18 protein-coding genes are annotated in these 20510 nt (G+C 74.3%); 9 read left to right on the forward strand and 9 right to left on the reverse strand.

Going from position 1 to position 20510, the window contains the following annotated elements; translation table 11 throughout:
- From D450_RS0118405 to D450_RS0118415, 3 genes are all read right to left on the reverse strand, one after another.
- Positions 1 to 1386: a CRISPR-associated helicase/endonuclease Cas3 gene (locus D450_RS0118405; RefSeq protein ID WP_275041900.1), complete on the reverse strand. Its 1386-nt coding sequence runs from the start codon at positions 1384 to 1386 to the stop codon at positions 1 to 3.
- Positions 1387 to 1533: 147 nt separating this feature from the next.
- The gene (locus D450_RS0118410) at positions 1534 to 3129 is read right to left on the reverse strand and encodes an N-acyl-D-amino-acid deacylase family protein (protein ID WP_017540126.1); all 1596 of its coding nucleotides are present in this window, start codon (positions 3127 to 3129) and stop codon (positions 1534 to 1536) included.
- Between the two features lie 9 nt (positions 3130 to 3138).
- On the reverse strand, positions 3139 to 4428 hold the full coding sequence (locus tag D450_RS0118415) for a type III PLP-dependent enzyme domain-containing protein (protein ID WP_017540127.1): 1290 nt from the start codon (positions 4426 to 4428) through the stop codon (positions 3139 to 3141).
- 173 nt (positions 4429 to 4601) lie between these two features.
- Between D450_RS0118415 and D450_RS0118420 the strand changes: the two genes are divergently transcribed.
- From D450_RS0118420 to D450_RS0118430, 3 genes are all read left to right on the forward strand, one after another.
- The gene (locus D450_RS0118420) at positions 4602 to 5714 is read left to right on the forward strand and encodes a sugar kinase (protein WP_017540128.1); all 1113 of its coding nucleotides are present in this window, start codon (positions 4602 to 4604) and stop codon (positions 5712 to 5714) included.
- Entirely contained in the window at positions 5711 to 6466 is a 756-nt protein-coding gene (locus D450_RS0118425; protein ID WP_026128633.1) for an IclR family transcriptional regulator, read from the forward strand. Before D450_RS0118420 ends, D450_RS0118425 begins: the two co-directional genes overlap by 4 nt.
- 97 nt (positions 6467 to 6563) lie before the next feature.
- Positions 6564 to 6977 (forward strand): RidA family protein, encoded by a 414-nt coding sequence (locus D450_RS0118430; RefSeq protein WP_017540130.1) that lies wholly within the window; start codon positions 6564 to 6566, stop codon positions 6975 to 6977.
- A 46-nt stretch (positions 6978 to 7023) separates the two neighbouring features.
- Here the strand turns inward: D450_RS0118430 and D450_RS0118435 are convergent, their stop codons facing one another.
- Complete coding sequence (locus D450_RS0118435; protein ID WP_017540131.1) at positions 7024 to 7440, reverse strand: DUF6578 domain-containing protein; 417 nt, start codon at positions 7438 to 7440, stop codon at positions 7024 to 7026.
- Between the two features lie 182 nt (positions 7441 to 7622).
- On the opposite strand from D450_RS0118435, the gene D450_RS0118440 reads away from it, so the two are divergent.
- Together D450_RS0118440 and D450_RS0118445 are read left to right on the forward strand one after the other, a co-directional pair.
- Positions 7623 to 8408, forward strand: a complete 786-nt coding sequence (locus D450_RS0118440) for a hypothetical protein (RefSeq protein WP_241483206.1) — start codon at positions 7623 to 7625, stop codon at positions 8406 to 8408.
- Between the two features lie 108 nt (positions 8409 to 8516).
- Positions 8517 to 10379 (forward strand): tetratricopeptide repeat protein, encoded by a 1863-nt coding sequence (locus tag D450_RS0118445; RefSeq protein WP_017540133.1) that lies wholly within the window; start codon positions 8517 to 8519, stop codon positions 10377 to 10379.
- A 21-nt stretch (positions 10380 to 10400) separates the two neighbouring features.
- On the opposite strand, the gene D450_RS0118450 is transcribed toward D450_RS0118445, so the two are convergent.
- Positions 10401 to 11672, reverse strand: coding sequence for an alpha/beta hydrolase family protein (locus D450_RS0118450; RefSeq protein WP_017540134.1), 1272 nt, complete (start codon positions 11670 to 11672; stop codon positions 10401 to 10403).
- A 196-nt stretch (positions 11673 to 11868) separates the two neighbouring features.
- On the opposite strand from D450_RS0118450, the gene D450_RS0118455 reads away from it, so the two are divergent.
- The 3 genes from D450_RS0118455 to D450_RS0118465 all read left to right on the forward strand — a co-directional run bounded on the left by D450_RS0118455 (position 11869) and on the right by D450_RS0118465 (position 14116).
- Positions 11869 to 12996, forward strand: a complete 1128-nt coding sequence (locus D450_RS0118455) for a Clp protease/crotonase-like domain-containing protein (RefSeq protein WP_017540135.1) — start codon at positions 11869 to 11871, stop codon at positions 12994 to 12996.
- Between the two features lie 106 nt (positions 12997 to 13102).
- Positions 13103 to 13576: an RrF2 family transcriptional regulator gene (locus tag D450_RS0118460; protein WP_206539659.1), complete on the forward strand. Its 474-nt coding sequence runs from the start codon at positions 13103 to 13105 to the stop codon at positions 13574 to 13576.
- A 144-nt stretch (positions 13577 to 13720) separates the two neighbouring features.
- Positions 13721 to 14116: a RidA family protein gene (locus D450_RS0118465; RefSeq protein WP_017540137.1), complete on the forward strand. Its 396-nt coding sequence runs from the start codon at positions 13721 to 13723 to the stop codon at positions 14114 to 14116.
- Positions 14117 to 14205: 89 nt separating this feature from the next.
- Here D450_RS0118465 and D450_RS0118470 read toward each other — a convergent pair whose 3' ends face one another.
- The 4 genes from D450_RS0118470 to D450_RS0118485 form a co-directional block, all read right to left on the reverse strand.
- On the reverse strand, positions 14206 to 15264 hold the full coding sequence (locus tag D450_RS0118470) for a DUF2293 domain-containing protein (protein ID WP_017540138.1): 1059 nt from the start codon (positions 15262 to 15264) through the stop codon (positions 14206 to 14208).
- 145 nt (positions 15265 to 15409) lie between these two features.
- Complete coding sequence (locus D450_RS0118475) at positions 15410 to 16489, reverse strand: DUF2786 domain-containing protein (RefSeq protein ID WP_017540139.1); 1080 nt, start codon at positions 16487 to 16489, stop codon at positions 15410 to 15412.
- Positions 16490 to 16981: 492 nt separating this feature from the next.
- Positions 16982 to 17884 (reverse strand): TIGR03619 family F420-dependent LLM class oxidoreductase, encoded by a 903-nt coding sequence (locus D450_RS0118480; protein ID WP_017540140.1) that lies wholly within the window; start codon positions 17882 to 17884, stop codon positions 16982 to 16984.
- A 42-nt stretch (positions 17885 to 17926) separates the two neighbouring features.
- The gene (locus D450_RS0118485; RefSeq protein ID WP_017540141.1) at positions 17927 to 18613 is read right to left on the reverse strand and encodes a TetR/AcrR family transcriptional regulator; all 687 of its coding nucleotides are present in this window, start codon (positions 18611 to 18613) and stop codon (positions 17927 to 17929) included.
- A gap of 78 nt (positions 18614 to 18691) precedes the next feature.
- Here D450_RS0118485 and D450_RS0118490 point away from each other — a divergent pair, with 78 nt between their 5' ends.
- Entirely contained in the window at positions 18692 to 20509 is a 1818-nt protein-coding gene (locus D450_RS0118490) for an ABC transporter ATP-binding protein (protein WP_017540142.1), read from the forward strand.
- The last annotated feature ends 1 nt before the right edge of the window (position 20510 follow it).

Here is a 20510-nt window from a genome sequence, read left to right on the forward strand (position 1 = left end):
TCAGGCGGCACGCGCCCCGCCCTGTGACGCCGGCGCCCAGAAGACCGGCGAGGGGGCGGCCCTCCTGGGGCGCACCCGCCCGTCGCCGGTGTAGGCGGCGAAGAGCGCGCCCCTCGCCCCCTCGGGCAGGCCGGCCGCCATGAGGACCACCGGGACGCGGTTGCGTCCGAGCCATCCCAGGACCGGTGGGACGCCCCAGGGCACCGACCGCGGTCCACGGGGCACGGCGGTCGCGTCGATGATCACCGCCCGGGTCACCAGGGTCAGCTGGCGGAGCATCACGCGGGGGTCGCCGGTGTCGGCCTGGTCCAGCCTGAGCTGGTCGAGGGTGCCCACCCCCTTCAGACTCCCCGGGTGCTCCCTTAAAGCGCGATCGACCGCGGCTTCCAGGGCCGTGCGGGTGGGCAGGGCATAGAAGAAGCCGTCGAGTCCGAACTTCGCCGCCATGACCTCTGCGGCCGCGAAGGCCGCATCGATGCCCTCGGACACCTCAGAGCCCGCGAGGGCGTCCGAGGGCACGGAGGCCTTGGCGGCCTTAGAGGCCGCTGCGGCGCCCTCGTCCGCGGGCAGGTCGACCACCATCAGGAACGGGGACTCGGCCTCGAACGCGGCCTCCAAGGCCGCGGCCCGGACCGGGGACCGATCCGCGCGGGCGTCCGGACGCGGCGTGTACGACGGGGGACCCGGGGAGGCGCCGAATACTGTGGGCGGCTCCTCCTGAGCGGCGAGCCGGTCGGCGAGGATGACGGCCCCGGAACAGGCGAGCTGCACGCCGACAGGGGGAACGTGTCGGGCGAGCATTTCCAGCGGGACCCCCGCCGCACTGGTCATGCTCTGAAAAAGCTCCCATTGGACGGAGCGCCATCCTTCACCGCCCAATTCGGCCCGCGAATCCGCCCCGGGGTCAGAGGCGAACTCAGAGGCGTACGCGGAATCGGCTTTCCACCCTCCGGCCGCATATCCGGCCCACTCCGCCGCTTCACTCGTCCACCCTTCCTGTCTGAGGAACCAGGCCGTCAGGAGCGACGTTGCGCGGTCGTGCCGGGCGAGGCGGGGGGCGATGGGCACCGGTGCGGCGCCGCCCCCGGAGAAGCGGGCGCCGCACAGGGCCTGGTAGCCGGGCGTGCAGCGCCCCAGGCCGGACAGGGCCGCCAGCCAGCGGAACAGCGCCCGGGCGGCGTCGTGGCCGCCCGCGCCGCCGGCCGCCGCGCCGATGCCCTCGGCGAGTCCGTCGCGAAAGGCCGGGGAGAGGCGGCCGTCCCAGAGCGCGTCGGCCGCGTCCATCGCCGCGACCATGTGCGCGGCGAGGGGCCGCCCGGATTCGGACAGGCGGTTTTCCGGAATTGCATCCGCACCTTTTTCCCCGTTCGGGGGCGCATGCCACAAATGCACCACCTCCTCGCAGGGGAAGCCAACCACGGCCGGGTGACCGGTTCGCGCCGATCGCGCACCGGGACGGCCGTCCGCGCCCCGGAAACGGCCCCGACGCCGTGTTCCGGACCGTGGCCGGATCCGGCCACGGGGCCGGGCGGGTCAGCGGCGGCGCACCGCCCGGCCCGCGAGGACGCCGGTGCGGACGCCGTCCCGCACCACGAACGCGCCGTCGATCAGCACGTGCGGGATCCCCTCGGGCAGGGCCCGGGGCCGCTCGAAGGTGGACCCGGCCGCCACGGTCCGCGGGTCGAACAGGACCAGGTCGGCCCGGTACCCCTCGCGCACCAGCCCCCGGTCGGCCAGGCCGAGCCGGGCCGCCGGGCGCGAGGTCAGGTGGGCGACGCACTCCTCCAGCGACAGCACCCCCTCGTCGCGCGCGTAGTGCCCGAGGTAGCGCGGGAAAGTGCCGTAGGCGCGCGGGTGCGGCTTGTCGCCCTGGAGGATCCCGTCGCTGCCCCCGGTGTGCACCCGGTGCCCCATGACCGCCCGCACGTTCTCCTCGTGCCCGACGTGCTGGAGGATCGTGGACCCGAGCCGGTCCTCCACCAGCAGCCGGTGCGCGGTGGTGAAGGGCTCCTCCCCGCGCTCGGCCGCCGATTCGGCGATCGTCCTGCCCACGTAGGGGGCCAGCGCCGGGTCGGACACCCCGGAGATCTCGATGGTGTCCCACTCGATCGGCACTCCGTGGCAGCCGTCGGAGCCGTCCACCTCCATCACGTGGCGGATGCGCGCCGTCCGGTCCGGGTCGGCCAGGCGCGCCAGGACCGCCTCCGGTCCGCCCTCACTCGCCCAGCTGGGCAGCATCGCCGCCAGGGTCGTGCTCCCGGGCGTGTAGGGATAGGTGTCCAGGGTGATGTCGGCGCCGTCCCGGAGCGCGCGGTCGAGCAGGTCCAGCAGCTCCTGAGCGCGCCCCTTGTTGGGCGCGAAGTTCATGGTGGCGTGGGCCAGGTGCAGGGCGCACCCGGCCTCCCGGGACAGGCCGACCATCTCGTCGTAGGCCTCCAGCGCTCCGGCTCCGTAGGAGCGGTGGTGGGGGCAGTAGTAGCCGCCGTACTCGGCGACGACCTTGCACAGCTCGGTGAGCTCGCCCCGCGATGCGTACATGCCGGGTGTGTAGGTCAGTCCGGACGACATGCCGACGGCGCCCTGTTCCATCCCCTCGGCGACCAGGCGGCGCATCCGGTCGAGCTCCTGCGGCGTCGGCTCCCGGTCCTCCCACCCCATGACGAGCATGCGGACGTTCCCCTGCGGCACCAGGTAGGCGGCGTTGACCGCGATGCCCTGCCGGTCGAGGCGGTCCAGGTACCCGCCCACGGACCGCCAGTCGAAGTCGATGTCGGATCCGTCGCCGTTCCAGCCCGTGACCGCGCTGCGCACCTGCCGCAGGGTGCGCTCGTCCACAGGGGCGTAGCTCAGTCCGTCCTGCCCGAGGACCTCCAGCGTGACCCCTTGGGCCGCCTTGGCCGAGTGGTCGGGGTCGCGCAGCAGGGCCAGATCGGAGTGGGCGTGCATGTCGATGAAGCCGGGCGCCAGCACGAGACCGTCGGCGTCCAGTGCGCGCGCGGCGCTGAGGGGGGCATCGCCGCTCCGGCGGCGGATCTCGGCGATCCGCCCCTCGCTGATGCCCACATCGGCGGTGAAGGAGGCGGCGCCGCTGCCGTCGGCGACCCGAGCGCCTCTGATGACCAGGTCCATGGCGGCCCCCTAGAAGAACGTGCGGATCAGGTCGGTGACGGTCCCGTCCTCGCGGACCATGGGCACCATCGGCCACTTGTCGAAGATGGTGCAGGGGTGGGACAGGCCCATCCCCACCCAGTCGCCGACCTCCAGCTCCACGCCCTCGGCCACGCTCACCCAGGCGTGCTGGTCGGACAGGGAGGTCACCTCGATCCCCTCGGCCGCGCGCACCCGCCCGCCGTCGGACGGGCGCACCAGGCGGGGCCGGGGCAGGTGCTGGTCGTAGGCGGCGTCGCGGCGCCCGGCGTTGAGGAAGGCCTGGCCGGGCTCGGGGCGGGAGACCACCTGCGCCCACAAGGTGAAGGCCGCCTCCAGCGCGCCCTCCTCGGGGATCCGGTTGAAGGGGGTGCGCTCACGGTAGAGGCCGTCGTCGTGGGAGACGTAGGCGCCCGAGCGCAGCAGCTTGAGCACCGGCCGGCTCAGCCCCTCCAGCTCGGCGAAGACCTCGGCGACGACGTCGAACCAGGCGCTGCCCCCGGCGGTCACCAGGACCGGCTCGTCGGGCCCCAGGCCGGCGAAGCGGCCGGCCCGGTCGAAGTCGGCGGCCAACGCGGTCAGCCGGCGCAGCCAGGCGGCGACCCGGTCGCGGTCGGCACCGGGCACCTCGCCCTCGTAGCCGGCCACCCCGACCAGGCGCAGCGCCGGCGCGGCACCGACGGCGTCGGCGACCTCGGCGCACGCGGCCGCACCGCGCGCCCCGGTGCGGGCGCCCTCGCCGGCGCCCAGTTCCACCACCACGTCCACCGGGCGGCGGGGGCCCGCCCCCCGCNGCTCCACCCCGCGCACCGAGTCCGCGTAGCAGGCGAAGACGAAGCCGGGGTCGGCGTCGAGCTCGGCGGCGAGCCAGCGCAGCGCGGCCGGGTCGGTGAGCTCGTTGGCGAGGAAGACGCGCCGGACGCCGAAGGCCCGCGCGACGCGGACCTGGTGCGGGACGGCCAGGGTGATGCCCCAGGCGCCGTGCTGCAGCTGGCGGTCGAACAGCTGCGGGGCCATAGAGGTCTTGCCGTGCGGGGCGAACGCCAGCCCGTGGCGCCGGGTGTACGCCTCCATGAGCGCGAGGTTGTGCTCGGTGCGCTCGGCCGACAGCGCCAGGACCGGAGTGGTGAAACCGCCGGTGAACAGGTTGCGCTTCTCGGCCGCGAGTTCACCGGCCCTCATGCCGTCCGCGTCCGGGGGGAGCCCTTTGAACCGGAAGTCGACGACCTCGTCGGCCAGGCGGTCCAGGCCGCTGAGTCGGTGCTGGGGCGAGGGGGTCATCGCGGCTCCCGGGTCATGCGTTGCAACATGTGCAATGGGCGTTGCGCGTAGCGCATCTGGCTGTCTACCATCCGGGGGAACGGCGGTCAACGGCGTCCCCCGCGCCCCTGGGACCGCCTGCCCGTGCGACCTGACGATCCCGGCCCCGCCGGTGGACGAGGAGCGGCTCGCCCATGCACCCCCTCACGGCTGCCTCCGCCTCGCCTGCGACGGACCCGCGCTTCGACGCGGTCTGCCTCGGCGAGTCCATGGTGACCTTCCTGCCCTCCCTGCCGGGAGGACTCGCGGAAGTCCCCTCCTTCGAGCGCGCGCTCGGCGGGGCCGAATCGAACGTCGCCTGCACCCTCGCCGGGGCCGGCCACAGCGCACGCTGGGTGGGCCGCGTCGGCGCCGACGGCTTCGGCGACTATTTGGTCCAGGCCGTTTCCTCCTACGGCGTGGACACCTCCGCGGTGGCACGCGACCCGGAGCGCCGCACCGGCGTCTACTTCAGGACCGGAGGCGAACGCCCCACCGGGATCGCCCCCAGTGTCCCCAGTGTCCCCGGCGCCTCCGGCGCACGGCAGGCCGAGGTCCTCTACTACAGGAGCGGGTCGGCCGCCTCGGCCATGTCACCCCAGAACACCGACACCGCCGACACCGACGCCGGACGCGTCCTGCACCTGACCGGCATCACCCCCGCCCTGTCCGAGGACTGCCTGGCCCTGATGCGCGCGCTCACCGCCCCGCGCCCAGGGCGGCCCCTGGTCTCGTTCGACGTGAACCTCCGCATCGGACTGTGGCGCGACGCGCCGGACACCCCCGACGTCCTGCTGGAGCTGGCCCGCGGCTGCGACCTCGTCTTCGTCGGCGAGGACGAGGCCGAGGCGGCCTGGGGCATCACCGGCGGCCCGCGGGCGATCCGCTCGGCCCTGCCCGAACCCGCGGCGCTCGTCGTCAAGCAGGGCCCCGCGGGCGCGACCGCCTTCACCGGCGACGCGCCGACCGGCGTCTTCTCCCCCGCGCCCTCCGTGGAGGTCGTCACCCCCGTGGGCGCCGGGGACGCGTTCGCGGCCGGGTTCCTCTCGGCCTCCCTGCGCGGGTTGGAGCTTGCGGCCCGGCTGCGCCACGGCCACCTCACCGCCGCGGCCGCCCTCACCGTTCCCGGCGACCTCGCGGCGCCCCCGTCCCGGCGGCACGCCGACACCCTGGCAGGGCTCTCCGACGACGCCTGGGGCACACTGCGTCTCGCCCCCGGTTGGACCGAGGGGGCCCGACCGTGCGCAGAGAGGGCCGCCGCACCATGAGCCAGACCGTCGACCGCGCGCTGAGCGTCCTGCCCCTGCTGGCCGAAGGGCCGGCCACCCTGGACCAGGTCGCCCGGCGCCTGGGGGTGCACAAGTCGACAGCCCTGAGGCTGCTCCGGCCGCTGTGCGAACACGGGCTGGTCCACCGCCGCCCCGACCAGCGCTACCGGCTGGGCGCGCGGCTGTTCTCCCTGGCCCAGGAGGCCATGGAGGGGCTGGACGTCCGCGAGATCGCCCACCCGCACCTGGTCGCCCTCAACGAGGAGACCGGCCACACCGTGCACCTGGCGGTGTACGAGGAGGGCGAGGTCGTCTACATCGACAAGGTCGACAGCCGCTACCCGGTGCGGATGTACTCCCGGATCGGCAGACCGGTCGCCATCACCGTGGCCGCCGTGGCCAAGCTGCTCCTGGCCGACCTGCCCCCGGACGAGCGCCGCGCGCTGGCCGAGCGGCTCGACTACCCCGCCTACACGCCCCGGTCCACCCCCGACGCGCCGGCCTTCCTGGCCGAGCTCGCCCGGGTGCGCGAACAGGGGTGGGCCACCGACCTGGGGGGCCACGAGGAGTCCATCAACTGCGTCGCCGCGCCCGTCCGGGGCCCCGACGGGCGCGTCGCGGCGGCCATGTCGCTGTCCGCGCCCAACGTGGTCGTGGGCGCCGACGCCCTGGTGGCGCTCCTCCCCCAGGTGCGGCGCACCGCCGAGGCGGTCAGCGCCGACTACTGCGGACGCGCCCCCGGCGGGGGCTGACCCGCGCACCGCCCGAACCGACCCGACCGCCCCGGACCGGCCGTACTCCGTACCGACTGCACCGACCGAACCGCACCGACACCAGGAGGCCGCACGCATGAGCGCGTCCACGCCCAAGACCGCCCTGACCCCCGCCACCCACACCACCCCGCCCGCCCGGTTCTCCCACGGCGTCCGCAAGGGCAACATCCTGCAGGTCGCCGGGCAGGTCGGGTTCGGCCCGGCCCAGGAGGGCAAGGCGCCCGAGCCGGTCGGACCGGGGCTGCGCGAGCAGACGCTGCAGACCTTCGCCAACGTCGAGGCGATCCTCAAGGAGGGCGGGGCCTCCTGGGAGGACGTGATGATGGTGCGGGTGTACCTGACCGACACCGCGCACTTCCCCGAGTTCAACCGGATCTACGACGAGTTCTTCGCCGGCCTGCAGGAGGCCCCGGCCGCCCGCACCACCGTCTATGTGGGGCTGCCCAAGGGCCTGCTGGTCGAGGTCGACGCGCTCGCGGTCCTGGGCTGACCCCCCGGGGGCGCCCGCGCCGGAACCCCCGGCGCGGGCGCCGCCGTCAGTCGGCCGTCTCCAGGTCGACCAGGTAGCCGACCACCTGCGCCCCTTCGGCCGAGGACTCCCAGCCGTGCACGTGGGAGGCCTCGGCCAGCTCTGTGCTCTCGGGCACGGGGCGCAGGGCCCGCTGGGCGCTTCCGCGCACCTCCGCATAGCGGCAGCGGACGACGCGGATCCTCCTGACCGTCCCCGCCACCGCCTCCGGCTCTTGGCTGCCGGCGTGGTGCTCCTGCCGATGGGTGATCCCCGCCAGCGTGCGCCGGTCCAGGATCTCGCCCAGCCAGGCGCGGTCCCCGGGCTCGGCGGGGAGCAGGTACCACTCGACCTGCGCCCCCACCGAGAACGGGTCCCCGCAGCACTGCAACCGCAGACTCTCCACCCACACCACCGCGGTCCCCTTCGCGGTGCCCGTGCGCATCGGTCCACTCCTTCCCTGTCGGCTCCTCTGCCCTCCCCTCCCCGTCCACGGCACGTTCGACGCTCACCGCCCCGGCCCCGCTCCCGCCCGCAGGCGGTCGTCCACAGCCCGGTGAACGGCGCCCCCGGCGGCGGCTCCTACGGCCTAGCTTTGTGGCCCGCCCCCATGAGAGGAGCCGAACCATGGCAGCCGAACGGGAATTCGGTCCCATGCAGCTCTCCAAGTGGCTGGGCATGCGCTACGGCGACTTCCAGCGCGCCTGCATGCTCGCCCTGGTCCCGCCGCCCGACATCCGCGGGACCTACTGGTCGGAGTCCCTGGCCAAGACCCTTCCCGACCGCGTCGAGGAGATCGAGGCCGAACTGGCCGAACGCACCGCGCCCGCCCCTCCGCCCGAGGACCCGCAGGAGCGGGCCGACAAGGGCCGCCCCTTCGGCCCCGTACAGCTCGCACGCTTCCTCGGCCTGGAGCGCTGGCAGGTCGAGCGCGCCGCCGAGCGCGGCCTGCTCCCCGCGCCCGACACCGAGGACGGCAAGTGGTCGCGGCCGACCGCGCAGGCGCTGCTCAAGCGCGTCACCGTGCTGCGCGCCGAGATCGGCGACCATCCCGGGCACGGGTCGGTGCGGGCCGCGGAGGTCCTGGCCGAGCGCACCGGACTGGACGTGTGCCGGGACGACGTCCTCGACCTGCACGACCGCGGTCTCCTCGCCCCGGTGGGCGAGTTCCGCGGCCACCCCATGTTCGGGCGCGGCGCCTTGGAGGCCCTGCCCCGCGAGGCGGTCCGCGCGGTCGTCTCCGAGCGGGAGGCCTGGCTGGCCGACAGCCTGGCCCCCGAGGAGGCGGCCCGTGAGGCCGGATGGTCGGTGGGCCGGTTCGAGGTCACCGCCGAGCGGGCCGGTCTCGCGCCCGGACGGTTCGGGCGCTTCGCGCGCGCTGACCTGGCGTCTCTGCTCCCTCCCGCCCCCTGACCGGTAGAAACGCACAGGGATTAGCCCGGCGTCACCGGTTTGTGGCAGTGTCTCCGGCATTAGGGGGCCTCGTCTCAGGGGCTTTCCGCGCACTGTGCGGGAGGGAACATGGCCGAGGGCCACGAGGGGACCGCTGATCCGAGGCTTGAGGCCGAGGGCGAGCTGAGCATGGCGCGGCTCGCGCTGGAGGGCGGGGACCTGCGGCACGCCGCCGGCCACGTCGCCCGTGCGCTCGCCTTCGACCCGCGGCTGCCCGAAGTCCACGAACTGCTGGCGCGGCTCGCCGTCCACCCCGACGGCGGGCCCGGCCTCTACCCCGTCGACCAGCCCGCCTACCTGGGCGACGTGGTGGCCCGGGCGCACACCTTCGCCGTGCTCGACCACCCCGACCAGGCGCTCCCGCTGCTGGTGACGGCCCAGTGCCACCGCCCCGACGGTGCCTGGGCCGACGCCGCGTGGATGTACGAGCGCCGGACGGCCGAGCGGCTGGAGCCCGAGCTGGTGCGCAACAGCCTGCTGCGTCTGGCCGGCGCGCTCGGCGACCCCGTCGGCGAGCAGGTGCTGTCGGCACTGCGCCCCTACCTCGCCCTGGTCGACCTGTGCCTGGAGGCCCGCCCCGAGGAGCCGCAGCTCCTCTGGGCGGCCTCGATGCTGCTTCGCCGCTGCGGCAGGGCCGGGGACGCCGTCGCGCTCGCCCTGCGGTCCGAGGCGGTCGAACCCTCCTTCCACGCGGCCATGGCCGCCGGCTACGCCTTCCGCGCCGAGAAGCGCTGGAAGGAGGCCGAGAGGGCCTGGCTGCGGGCCCTGGAGTTCGACCCGGGCAACCTGGCCCTGCACACCGACATCGGTGAGCTCCTGGCCACCGCGGGCCGGCCGCGCGACGGCCTCGCCTGGGTCGAGCGCGCGCTGGAGCAGGACCCGCAGGACCCCACGGCCTTCCCCACCGCCTGCGGCATGCGGTTCTCGCTCGACGGGCGGCTGGAGCACCTGGTCGCGCTCGCCGACCACCTGCGCGAACGGCCCGGCGGCGACCACCCCGACCGGGTGCTGACCCAGAGCTCGCAGTCCCGCCACTGGCTGGGTCCGATCCCGCCTCCCACCGAGGCCGTCGTCGACGTGCTCCACCGGCTGCAGGAGCAGGGGGTCGACCCGGAGGGCTCCCGGCTCGCGCTCACCGTCTCCGCCCCGGAGCCGCCCAGCGCGCTCCTGGCGCTGCGCCTGGCCGCGCCCGGCTGCACGGTCGAGGTGGGCGCGGTGCCCGTGCCCGACCCGCGCCTCACCGTGCCCGAGGTCGCCGGCCGCGGCCCGGTCCGGGCCGTCGAGCGGCGGCTCTGGCGCTACCGCGGGACCACGGCCGAGCCCGCGGTGGGGCCGCCGTCCGATCAGGCCCAGGAGGCGCTGCGCACGCTCGCCTCCTACCCGTGGCGGCACCTGCCCGCCGCCTACGACGACGCGGTACGGCTGTCGGCGCTGCCGCTGGAGGACCTGCTGGGCGTGATGGCGCACCCGCCGGCGCCGCCCAACGTGGCCGCGGGCGTGTGGCCGGCCTGGATCCGCCGAGTGCAGGCCTGGGCCTGCCTGGGCATCGCCCACCACCGCGCCGACCAGCCCTGGGAGGGCTCCGAGCGCCGCTCCGCCTTGATCGACCTGGCCTTCGGCCCGGAGGACTGGGCCGCCGAGGCGGCCCTGCTGTCGATGGCCGCCACGGCCTGGGTACGGCCGGAGGCCCGGAAGGACGTCGCCGGCCTGGTGGCGTGGCGGTTCCTGCTCGCCATGGAGGCGGCCCGCACCCGGGCGGTGACCGTCCTCGCCTCCTTCGCCCACCTGGTGCGTGCGGTCCCCGACATGGACCCGGAGGTCCTCCGCCTGGCCGAGGAGGCCCTGCGCGACGACCCCGACGACCCCGACGTCACCGGAGAGGACGGGGACGCCGGGGACACCAGGGGCACCGCGCAGGAGAGGGAGCACTGAACGGTCCCGCAGCGGGTCCGCTCAGTCGATGAGGCGCGCGTCGGGGTGCTCTGGGGAGTCGGCCTCCAAGATGGGCTGCGGCTCGCCCCTCAGATGGCGGTCGAAGAAGGCCTGGACGTAGGCCCGCTGGGAGGAGTGCAGCCGCAACGGGTCCTCCGCGGTGCCGATCGCGCCTTCCGCCTGCTCGTCGCTCATCCCCAGTCCGTCCTGGACCTGCGGCAGGACGGCCTGGAAGTCGGTGAAGGAGAAGTGCCGCGCCTCAGGGAAGTTCACGTCCCGCTTCCAGCCGGTGGAGTTGTCCCACATCCGGCCCCAGTCGTCGAAGGTGCGGTGCGTGTTCGGCGTCAGGCCGCCGTCGCGCTCCCTGCTCCCGCCCATGAACAGGAAGGGCCGGTCCAGCCCCTCCCGCGCGGCCGGGAAGCGCTCCGGGAAGTCCTCGTCCCCGGTGAACTCCACGCTCCCGTCGAGGTCCGCGGCAGCGTCGATGCGGTCGTCGGCGTACATCGCGTGCAGGCTGGTCGCCCCGCCCAGCGACATGCCGAACATGCCGGCGGCCGAGGGGTCGAGGGCCTTGGCGAGCCCCTTGGGCAGCCTGCGCCCGTCGGCGTCGCGCCATCCCTTCTCCGACGCCTCCTCAACGGTGTCCAGGACGAACCGGGTGTCGGCCAGGCGTGTCTCCAGGAGGGTGGGGATGACGTCCGGCTCGTCCTCCCAGTGGCGCTCCCCGTCGTCGAGGCGCCCGTCGGGGAACCGGACCGGCGCCTCGCCCGTGTGGTCGACGGTCACCACCGCATAGCCGTGCGAGGCCAGGTCCGCCACGATCGACGTCCCGAAGCCCCGGGGGACCGCCGCGCCCGGCGAGTAGAGGAGTACCGGAAGGGGGCCCGCGCTCCGGTCCGCACGGGCCCCGGTGAAGGCCGACACCGGGGCGCCCTCCCAGTCGACGCCCTCGAAGCGCTGCCCGGTCTGGTACTCGGTGAACAGGTCGCCGACGTCCTGGTCCACATGCGTCGCGGCCTCGTCCCACCATCGCGGCTTGGCGGGGTACCAGACGCTCACCGCCAGCTCCCGCTCGTCGTCGGTCCACGGGGTGGTGCGCTCGTCGTCGACCAAGCGGAGGTCGGCGGTGCCGACGTCGTAGGGCCCGGTGGGCGCGGGCAGCTCGTAGGTGATCTCCTCCGGGGCGGAGGGGGCCGCGTGTGCGGGCGGGGCGACCGCGGTGAGGACGACGGCCGCGCCCGCCGCGGCGGCGCCCAGGGCCCGGTACCGGGGGTGCTCGGGGGTTCGATGCATGGCCTGACGCTAAACCGGGGGCACGGCCCCCTCCGATGACGCTGGCACCACTCCCGCCCGTGGTGTCTCCCCTCCCCGTCTCCCCCTCCCCTTGAGTCCGGGGAATTCGCCCGGCGTTCGCCTGTGCGTCCCTTGGCCGCCGGTAGGTTCTGCGCCGACCCCCGCACGCCACACGCCCCGACAGGAGTGACCGGCCTTGGCGCAGCGCCTCGTCCTTCACATCGGCGTCCAGAAGTCCGGCACCACCTACCTGCAGCGGATGCTGGAGGAACGCGCGGCCGCCCTTGAGGAGCTGGGGGTGGTCTACCCGTTGCCGGACGACCAGGGCCCCGTGCGGGTCAACGCCCATGAGGCGGCCACCTACGGCCTTCTCGGCGGCGAGTACCCGTGGGTCGGCGCGCGCAGGGCTGCCGCGGAGGAGCAGTGGTGGATCCGCCTGCGCGACCGCGTGCGCGCATGCCCCGGGACGGCCGTGGTCTCGGCCGAGGCCCTGTCGGTGCTGCGGTCCGACGCGGGGCAGCGGGTGATCGACGAGCTTGAGGCCGACGAGGTCCGGGTGGTGGTCACGGCCCGGAGCCTCGGTCGCCTGCTCCCCTCGTCGTGGCAGCAGCATGTGCGCAACGGCCGCTCGGCGGGCTTCCCCCGCTTCATCGAGAGCCTGGCCGGCCAGCGCGCTCGGGGATGGGAGGAGATCGAGAAGGAACTCGACGCCCACATGTGGCGCGCCTTCGGCTTCGGTCGGCTCGCTGAGCGCTGGGCCTCTCTGGTGGGCGCCGACGACGTCGCCGTCGTCTGCAATCCGGGGTCGGGGTCGGGCAGCCTGTGGCGCCGGTTCATGGAGGCCTGCGGTCTCTCCGAGGAGGCCGAGCGGCTCCCCGCCCCCTCCGAGGGCACGACGGTGCACGGCGGAGTGACCGGCCCTGAGGTGGAGGTCCTGCGGGCGCTCAACGCCAACCTGTCCGCCAGAGGGTGGACGCACGAGGAGGGGGCGCTCCTGCGGGACCGGATCGTCGAGGCGTTCCGAGAGCGGGAGGAACGGGGCCCCCGACCCGCGGTCCCTCCCCGCTTCCGAGAACAGGTGGCCCAGTGGAGCGCCGAGGACCTCGACGACCTGCGCGCCTGCGGGGCCCGGATCGTCGGGTCCCCGGAGGAGCTGGCCTACGTCCCCGAAGACGACCCCGCCCCGCTTCGCGCCGCCGACATCGCCGAGGCCTCGGGGCTCGCCTCCGTGGTCTGCGCCGAGAGCGGCCGTTGGACGCGGCCGCCCCGGGAGGACCCGGAGCCCCGGCCGCGCCGGAGATGGCGGACCCCCTTCACGAGGTAGAGCAAGGGGTACGGCACGAGGCGGGGCGAGGGTTCGGGGGCCGGGTGCGGCCACCGCGCGCCGCCCCCCTTGCCGATGCGATTCTGGACATCTAGCATCCAGTTCCATGCGGATGGCGGAAGGCGTGGAGTGGGCCCTGCACAGCTGCCTCAACCTGGCGTGGACGGGGCCGGAGAAGGCCGTGACCGCGACGCGGCTCGCCGCGTACTACGACCTGCCGGCCGCCTATATGAACAAGCAGCTCCAGGCGCTCGCGCGCGCGGGCCTCGTCTTCTCCACCCCGGGCCCGGGCGGCGGGTTCCGTCTGGCCCGGCAGCCGGAGCAGATCACCCTCATGGACGTCGTAGCGGCGATCGAGGGCCCAGAGGACGCCTTCCGGTGCGCCGAGATCCGCAAGCGCACCCCCGACGCATCCCCCTCCTCCCTCCGGGGGCCCTGCCTCATCGACCAGTCCATGCGCAGGGCCGAACTGGCCTGGAGGAAGGAGCTGGCCGCACAGACACTGGCCGACGTCAAGGAACAGGTCGAACGGACCGCCCCTGACGTCCCGGCCCATGCGCGCAGGCACTTGGCGGCCTGAGCACCAGCGCACCCGGCACTACGGCGCTGACAGCGCTGAGGGCACTCCAGCGACGCCGGCGACCCCTCTGCAGGAGGGGCCTTTCTTGGACAGTAATCCTGGATATTCGACATCCAGATAAAGAACGAACGGAAGGGATCCCGGATGACCATCGCCATCACCAACCCCGACGGACTGCACGACCCGACGCGCTTCGGCTACAGCCACGTGGCGACCGCCCGCGGCGAAGTGGTCGCCATCGCCGGCCAGTACGCCTCGGACGCCCAGGGAGGCGTGGCCGCCGAGGGCTTCGCGGCCCAGGTCGAGCTGGCCCTGGCCAACCTCGGCACGGCACTGCGGGCTGCAGGCGTCGACCACTCGCACGTCATCAAGCTGAACACCTACATCGTCGACCACTCACCCGAGAGGCTGGAGACCCTCCCCCGCCACATCACAGGGACCTGGGGCGACCGGCCGCCCCCGCAGACCCTGCTGGGCGTGGCCTCCCTCGCGCTTCCCGGGATGCTCTTCGAGATCGACGCCTTGGCCGTGCGCGGCTGACACCCCGCGGGCCCCCCGGGAAGACCATTCGCCGCCCGGGGGCCGCCCGCCGTCCCCCGGGCGCTGACCCGGGCCGATGAGCGGGGCCCTCAGGCCCACGCCTCCAGGACGCGATCGATCTGGGAGGCGATGCGCGCGCGGGCCTCTTCGCGGGGGACCCCGCTCATCAGGAGGTCGTCGTAGGGGGTGTCCTCATGACGGACCGAGGCGACCACGGAGCGCCGCACGGCCCCGGGGTCGAGGTCGCGTCCGGCCTCCGAACGCCCCACGCGGCCGCTCCCCCGCGCCCCCGTGTGCAGGGCGATGCGCTCGGCGCGGTCGCGGGGGCAGCGCGGGAAGCGGTCCAGGATCTCCGCCGCGAAGCGCCTCTGGAAGTCGACGTCCTGCAGCGCCCTGCGCTCGGCGTCGCGCTCCCTCCGGAGCGCGCGGGCGTCCTCGTCTGCGAGGCACTGGCGCTCCGCCGCTTCAAGGGCCGGCTCCTCCACCAGCAGGCCGATGCGCCGGAACTTGCGGCGGGACCGGATCCAGCGCACGACCACCGCCGAGAGCCCGCTCTCCTTCTTGGCCCGGCGGGTGAGCGCCGCGTCGCCGGACGGGAGGAAGACGAGGTGGTCCATGTCCGCGCACTCCAGGCAGTGCGCGGCCGCACCCTCCATGAACCGCAGGGCCTGGCTCTCGGCCCCGCAGTCCGCGCACTCCCATGCGCCCACGGCCTCCTCGACGACCAGGTCGGGGACCTTGGTGCGGCGGTTCTCCTCCCGCCTGCGCTGGGCCGCGGTGGCCTCGGCCGCGACCCAGTGCGCGCGGAACGCCCGTTCCTCGGCGCCGTCCGCGCCCTCGATGAACCGCAGGAGCCGCTGTCCGCGGGCGGCGGCAAGGTAGCCGCCCTCTTGGCACTCCATGCCCCGGCCCCGCGCCCATGCCTCCAGAAGGGCGACGGCCGTGCGCAGCTTCTCCGGCGGGGCCTGGGCCACGTGCTGGAGCGCCGGGACCTGCTCGCGGCGCCACCGGTCGACCGCCTTGTCGGTCACCCACCCCAGGGAGGCGAACACGTCGAGCACGGACACGGCCCCGCGCCGGGAGACCGCGGCGTCCGCGGCACCGGCCACCCTGCGCCCGAGTGCGGTGTCCAGATCAGCCGGTCCCACGCCCGTCCCGCCCTTCTCCTCACCGACGACCGGACAACCCTAGTACGCGTGACGGGTGAACCAGGGGCGACCACGGGACGTACACAGGGGCAGGCGGCGATTCGTCCCTCGCCCCTCGGTCGCTCGGTCCCCCGGCACCTCCGGGTCATCCGTCGGAGATCCGCTCCCGGGCGCGCAGGGCGGCGCTGTCGGCCGCGGCACGCCCGGCGTGCCAGCCCTCGATGTCGGCCGGCCCGCGAACCCTCGAATAGGTCAGCTCCTCGAACATGCGGTCCACGGCGGCGTCCACCTCGCGCTTGCGCTCGGCGAACAGCGGCACCAGGTCGCGCCCCTGCGCGGCGTGCTCGGCGGCGGCCTCCCGCTCCGCCTCCTGGGCGCTGCGCTCCAGGCGCTCGCCGATGCGGTCGGCGAAGGCCGCCCAGAACGAGGCCCGGAACGCCTTCCGGTTCCCGCGCCCCGCCCGGTCGCGCTTGCGGCCGGTGGCGACCATGGCCGAGGACGCCTGCGCGAGCAGGGACGTCGCCAGCAGCTCGACCCCCTCCAGATCGGCGGGGCGGCCGACGACCGTGCACAGCCCGAGCTCCTGGTGCCACACGGCCCGGCAGTGGTTGGCCTCGGCGACCACGTTGAACAGCGCGGCCTTGTGGTCGTCGTAAGGGGCGTCGACGGGGAGCCGGATACCGACCGCCTCCGACGGGGCCCGGCCCGGCGCCAGGAGCGCCTCATCGATGCTGTGCCGGGCCATGATGGCCTGGGCCCGCGCGGTGAGGGCCTCGGCCTCGTCGGGGAAGTCCGTCGACTCGGCCTTGGCCAGGAGCGCGCGCACCCGGTCGAGCTTGGGCGACCCGGACGGGCCCGGCCCCTGGGCCGCGGCCTCACCGGGGCGGGGGCACAGGCGCTGCAGCGGCGGCAGGCTCTCCAGGAGCGCGTCCAGGTGCACGGCGAGCTCGACGGCCTCGAAGCGGATCGGCCGGTGGTCCAGGGTGAACGCGCCGCCCCGGTCGGGCCGGTCCTGCCCGAGCACCCGGACCTGTTCCCGCCAGCGCGGATCGAGCGCGTCCGGCGCATGCCCCTGGTGCTCTGCGAGGACCGCCTCGGCGCACATCCGCCCGGCGTCCTCGCCTTGGACACGACGGGCGTGGCGGACCAGCTCGGCCGGCTGCCAGTACAGCCGCCACGCATGGGCGACGGTGGAGGTGAGAAGTCCGAGCAGGGCCTGGTCCACGGCCCGTTTCCATCCAGGACTCGAGGACTCCGCCAATTGCGCCACCGCGGCATCGACGGCCGCCTCGTCACCGCCGTGCACACCCTGCACCGCGGAACCGATCAGCTCTGAGGCCTTCTGCGCCTTCTGCGCATCTACCTGCTCGCCTTGCCCGGCATTGGTCATGGACGTACTTCTTCCCCCCGAGGCGGCCACCCGTCCATTCTGCCAGCGCAGACGGGATGGTCCCGCCCCCTCGCGCCTAGGGGCGGGACCGGTTGTCCCCCTGAAGGGAAACGACACTTCCGGAAGCTATCGACCCGTGCCCGCACCCACAAGAGCGATTCCACCTGTCCGAAGGCGCGAAATCCCAGTGTGGACACGCACTCGAAAGAAAGGTGAAGCGCGTCACGCCCGAGTTTCCTCTGGCGCGCCATTCCCACCTTTCTCACCTGTGCGGCACGGACCGGCGATCCCCCGCCCCAGCCTTTGCCGGGGGGATTTCCACTGCCGTCAGCGTCCGCGCACCTTCTCCAGGATCCGCTCGGCCAGGTCGAGCGTCCGGTCGACGTCCTCGGCGAGGTACATCAGGTCGACGAAGGCGTGGCCCACTCCGTGTTCGCGCCCGGCCTCCAGCACGGTGGTGGCGATGTCCTCCACCCGGGCCTCGGGGTCGGGGTTGATGCGCAGGACCACGTCCAGCGCGTTCGGGTCGCGCCCGTGGCGCTCGGCCGCCTCGCGGACCGCGGCCAGCGGGCGGTCCACGGCCCGGCCGAGGTCGGGGCCTCCGGGGACGGTGGTGATCGGGAGGAAGCCGTCGGCCCGCCGTCCCACGCGCTCCAAAGCGGCGGGGGCGAAGCCGCCCAGGTAGATGGGCGGACGGGGGCGCTGGGCCGGCTTGACCTCGACGTGGCTGGGCGCCACCGTCCAGTGCGGGCCGCTGTGGGCGACGGTCCCGTCGGACCAGAACGCGTCGAGCACGTCGAGGGTCTCGTCCAGCCGGCGTCCGCGCTCGGCCATCGGCACGCCCACGGCCTCGTACTCCTCGGGCGACCAGCCGGTGCCCAGCCCCGGGAGCAGCCGCCCGCCGCTCAGCAGGTCGATCCCGGCGAAGGAGCGGGCGAGCAGCGCCGGCGGGTACCAGGGAGCGTTGATGACGTTGGTGCCCAGCAGCGCGCTCTCGGTGGCGTCCGCCGCGGCGGTGAGGACGGTGAAAGGGTCGAGCGCGGCTCGGAACTGCCGGGGAACGGTGTCGCCGCCGCCGTATCCGACCAGGGGGTCCACCGCGGCGAGGAGACGGTCGCCGACCCAGAGGCTGTCGGCGCCCATCTCCTCTGCCTGCCGGGAGAACCGCGCGATGTCCTGGGGCCGGTGCGCCGCCGCACCGAACTGCGGAAGGGAGAAGCCGAGTTTCATACAGGGTCCTCCGATGAGGGGGTAAGTGGCGTCGGCGCCACGCTACGCCCTGTCCCCGCTGGGTTCCGCATGCCGTGACGCACCTTTTTCGGCCGGGCGGCGCAGCAGGTCCCCGAACCCCCGTTCCAGCCAGTCGAAGGCGTGGCGGGCGTTGGCCACCGCGTCGGGGTAGATGTCGTCGGGCGACTCCCCTTCCAGCAGCCGCCGGGCGTTCTCGGCGGCGAGGACCTGCTGGGCCGCATGGAGCTGTGCGGCCACCAGCCGCGCCGACAGGCGGGACCCCTTCTCCTCCATGAGGGCCTCCGCCAGACGTGCGCGCGTCATCTCCATGTACTGCATGTGCCGCGCCTGGAGCGCGGGCGTCCTTCTGATCAGCTCCTGAACGCGCATCGCCACGGGGGCGTCGCTCATGCCGAGGAAGGGCTGGCGCTCTTCCAGGGCGGTCATCACGTAGTCCCGCATCGCGTCCAGCGGTGTGAGGCCCGGCCCGCGGTTGCGGACGGCCTCGGCCGGCTCGTCGATGTGGTGCGCCCCGAAGCCGAGGATGAGGTCCTCCTTGACCTCGAAGTAGTTGAACACGGTCTTCTTGGAGACCTCGACCCGGTCGGCGACCTCGGCCACGGACACGGCGTCGAACCCCCGCTCCTCGAAGAGGTCCAGGGCGGCGAGGCCGAGGGCGGTGCGGGTCGCTCGCTTCTTGCGTTCGCGCAGGGTGAGGGGCTCGTCCACAACGGCACTCTACCAAGGCGAAGATTCAACCGAATAAAAAATTACACCCGGAGTACCCTCTCGGCTAGGCTCGGGCCCATGCCGAACCGCTCCAGCACGGCCTCGCCCCCGGCGCTGGTCCCCCTCCTGCGGGGCCGCCTCGGGCCCTACGCCGTGCCGATCGCCCTCCTGCTCGTCCTCCAGCTGGTCCAGGCCCTGGGGATGCTGCTCCTGCCCGCGCTCAACGCCGCGATCATCGACCGCGGGGTCGCCTCGGGCGACACCGGTACCGTCCTGCGGCTGGGCGGCGCCATGCTGGCGGTGACGCTGGTGCAGGTCACCGCCGCCGCCGCGGCCGTCTACCTCGGATCGCGCGTGTCCATGGCCCTGGGCCGGGACCTGCGCGCCGCGCTCTTCGCGCACGTCCAGCGCTTCTCCGCCGAGGAGTTCGGCCGCTTCGGCGCGCCCTCCCTGATCACCCGCACCACCAACGACGTGCAGCAGATCCAGCTCCTGCTGTTCACGCTGCTGACCCTGCTGGTCTCCGCTCCCCTGATGGGCGTCGGCGGGACCGTCATGGCGCTGCGCCAGGACGTCGCCCTGACCGGCGTCCTGCTGGTGGCCGTCCCCGTCCTGGTGGCCGCGGTCGGCCTGGTCATCGCCGCGATGACGGCGCCCTCGCAGCTCATGCAGGGCCGCATCGACGAGGTCAACCGGGTGCTGCGCGAGCAGATCACCGGCATCCGGGTGATCCGCGCCTTCGTCCGCGAACGGCGCGAGCACGAGCGCTTCATGCGGGCCAATACCGACCTGATGGAGGTCGCCCAGAGGCTGGGCCGCCTCCAGGCCTACTTCGGGGCGTCGGCGATGACCGTGGCGACGCTGGCCTCGGTCGCGGTCGTCGCCCTGGGCGGGCCGCGCGTCGTCGAGGGCGACATGCAGGTCGGCGCGCTCATCGCCTTCCTGAACTACCTCGCCCAGATCCTCGTCGCGGTGATGATGGCGATGACGGTGTTCATCCTGGCCCCGCGCGCCCGCGTCGCGGCCGGGCGGATCCGGGAGGTCCTGGCCGCCGAGCCGGCCATCGCCGATCCCGAGCGGCCGGTCGCGCCCACACGGCACGACAGGTCCGACAGGTCCGCGGAAGGCGTCGGGGCCGCGCCGGGGCCCCCTCCGGGCCGGCTGGACCTCCGCGGCGTCGTCTTCTCCTACCCCGGGGCCGAGCAGCCGGTGCTGCACGGCGTCGACCTGTGGGCCCGGCCCGGCGAGACGACGGCGGTCGTCGGCTCCACAGGCTCGGGCAAGACGACCCTCGTCAGGCTGGCGGCCCGGCTCGTGGCCCCCGACGCGGGGTCGGTGCTCATCGACGGCACCGACGTGCGCGACATGGACCGCCGCGCCCTCGCCGGCGCCGTCGGCCTGGTCCCCCAGCGCGCCCACCTGTTCTCCGGGACGATCGCCTCGAACCTGCGCTACGGCGACCCCCACGCCGACGACGCCCGGCTCTGGCAGGCGCTGGAGACCGCCCAGGCCGCCGACTTCGTACGAGGGTTCCCCGACGGCCTGGACACCGTCGTCGGACAGGGCGGCACCACCGTCTCCGGCGGCCAGCGCCAGCGGCTGGCCATCGCCCGCGCACTGGTCGCGCGCCCGCGCATCTACCTGTTCGACGACGCGTTCTCGGCGCTGGACACCGCGACCGACGCCGCCGTGCGCTCCGCCCTCGACACGCACCTCGGCCAGGCCGCACGCCTCATCGTCGCCCAGCGGGTCTCCACCATCCGCGACGCGGACCGCATCGTCGTGCTCGACGCCGGCCGCGTGGAGGCGGTGGGCACCCACGAGGAGCTGGTGTCCGCGAGCGCCACCTACGCCGAGATCGTCGACTCCCAGCTCGTCACCGAGGAGGCCGTGTGAC

Origin of the sequence: Nocardiopsis halophila DSM 44494 (assembly GCF_000341245.1) — a bacterium.
Classification (GTDB): domain Bacteria; phylum Actinomycetota; class Actinomycetes; order Streptosporangiales; family Streptosporangiaceae; genus Nocardiopsis_A; species Nocardiopsis_A halophila.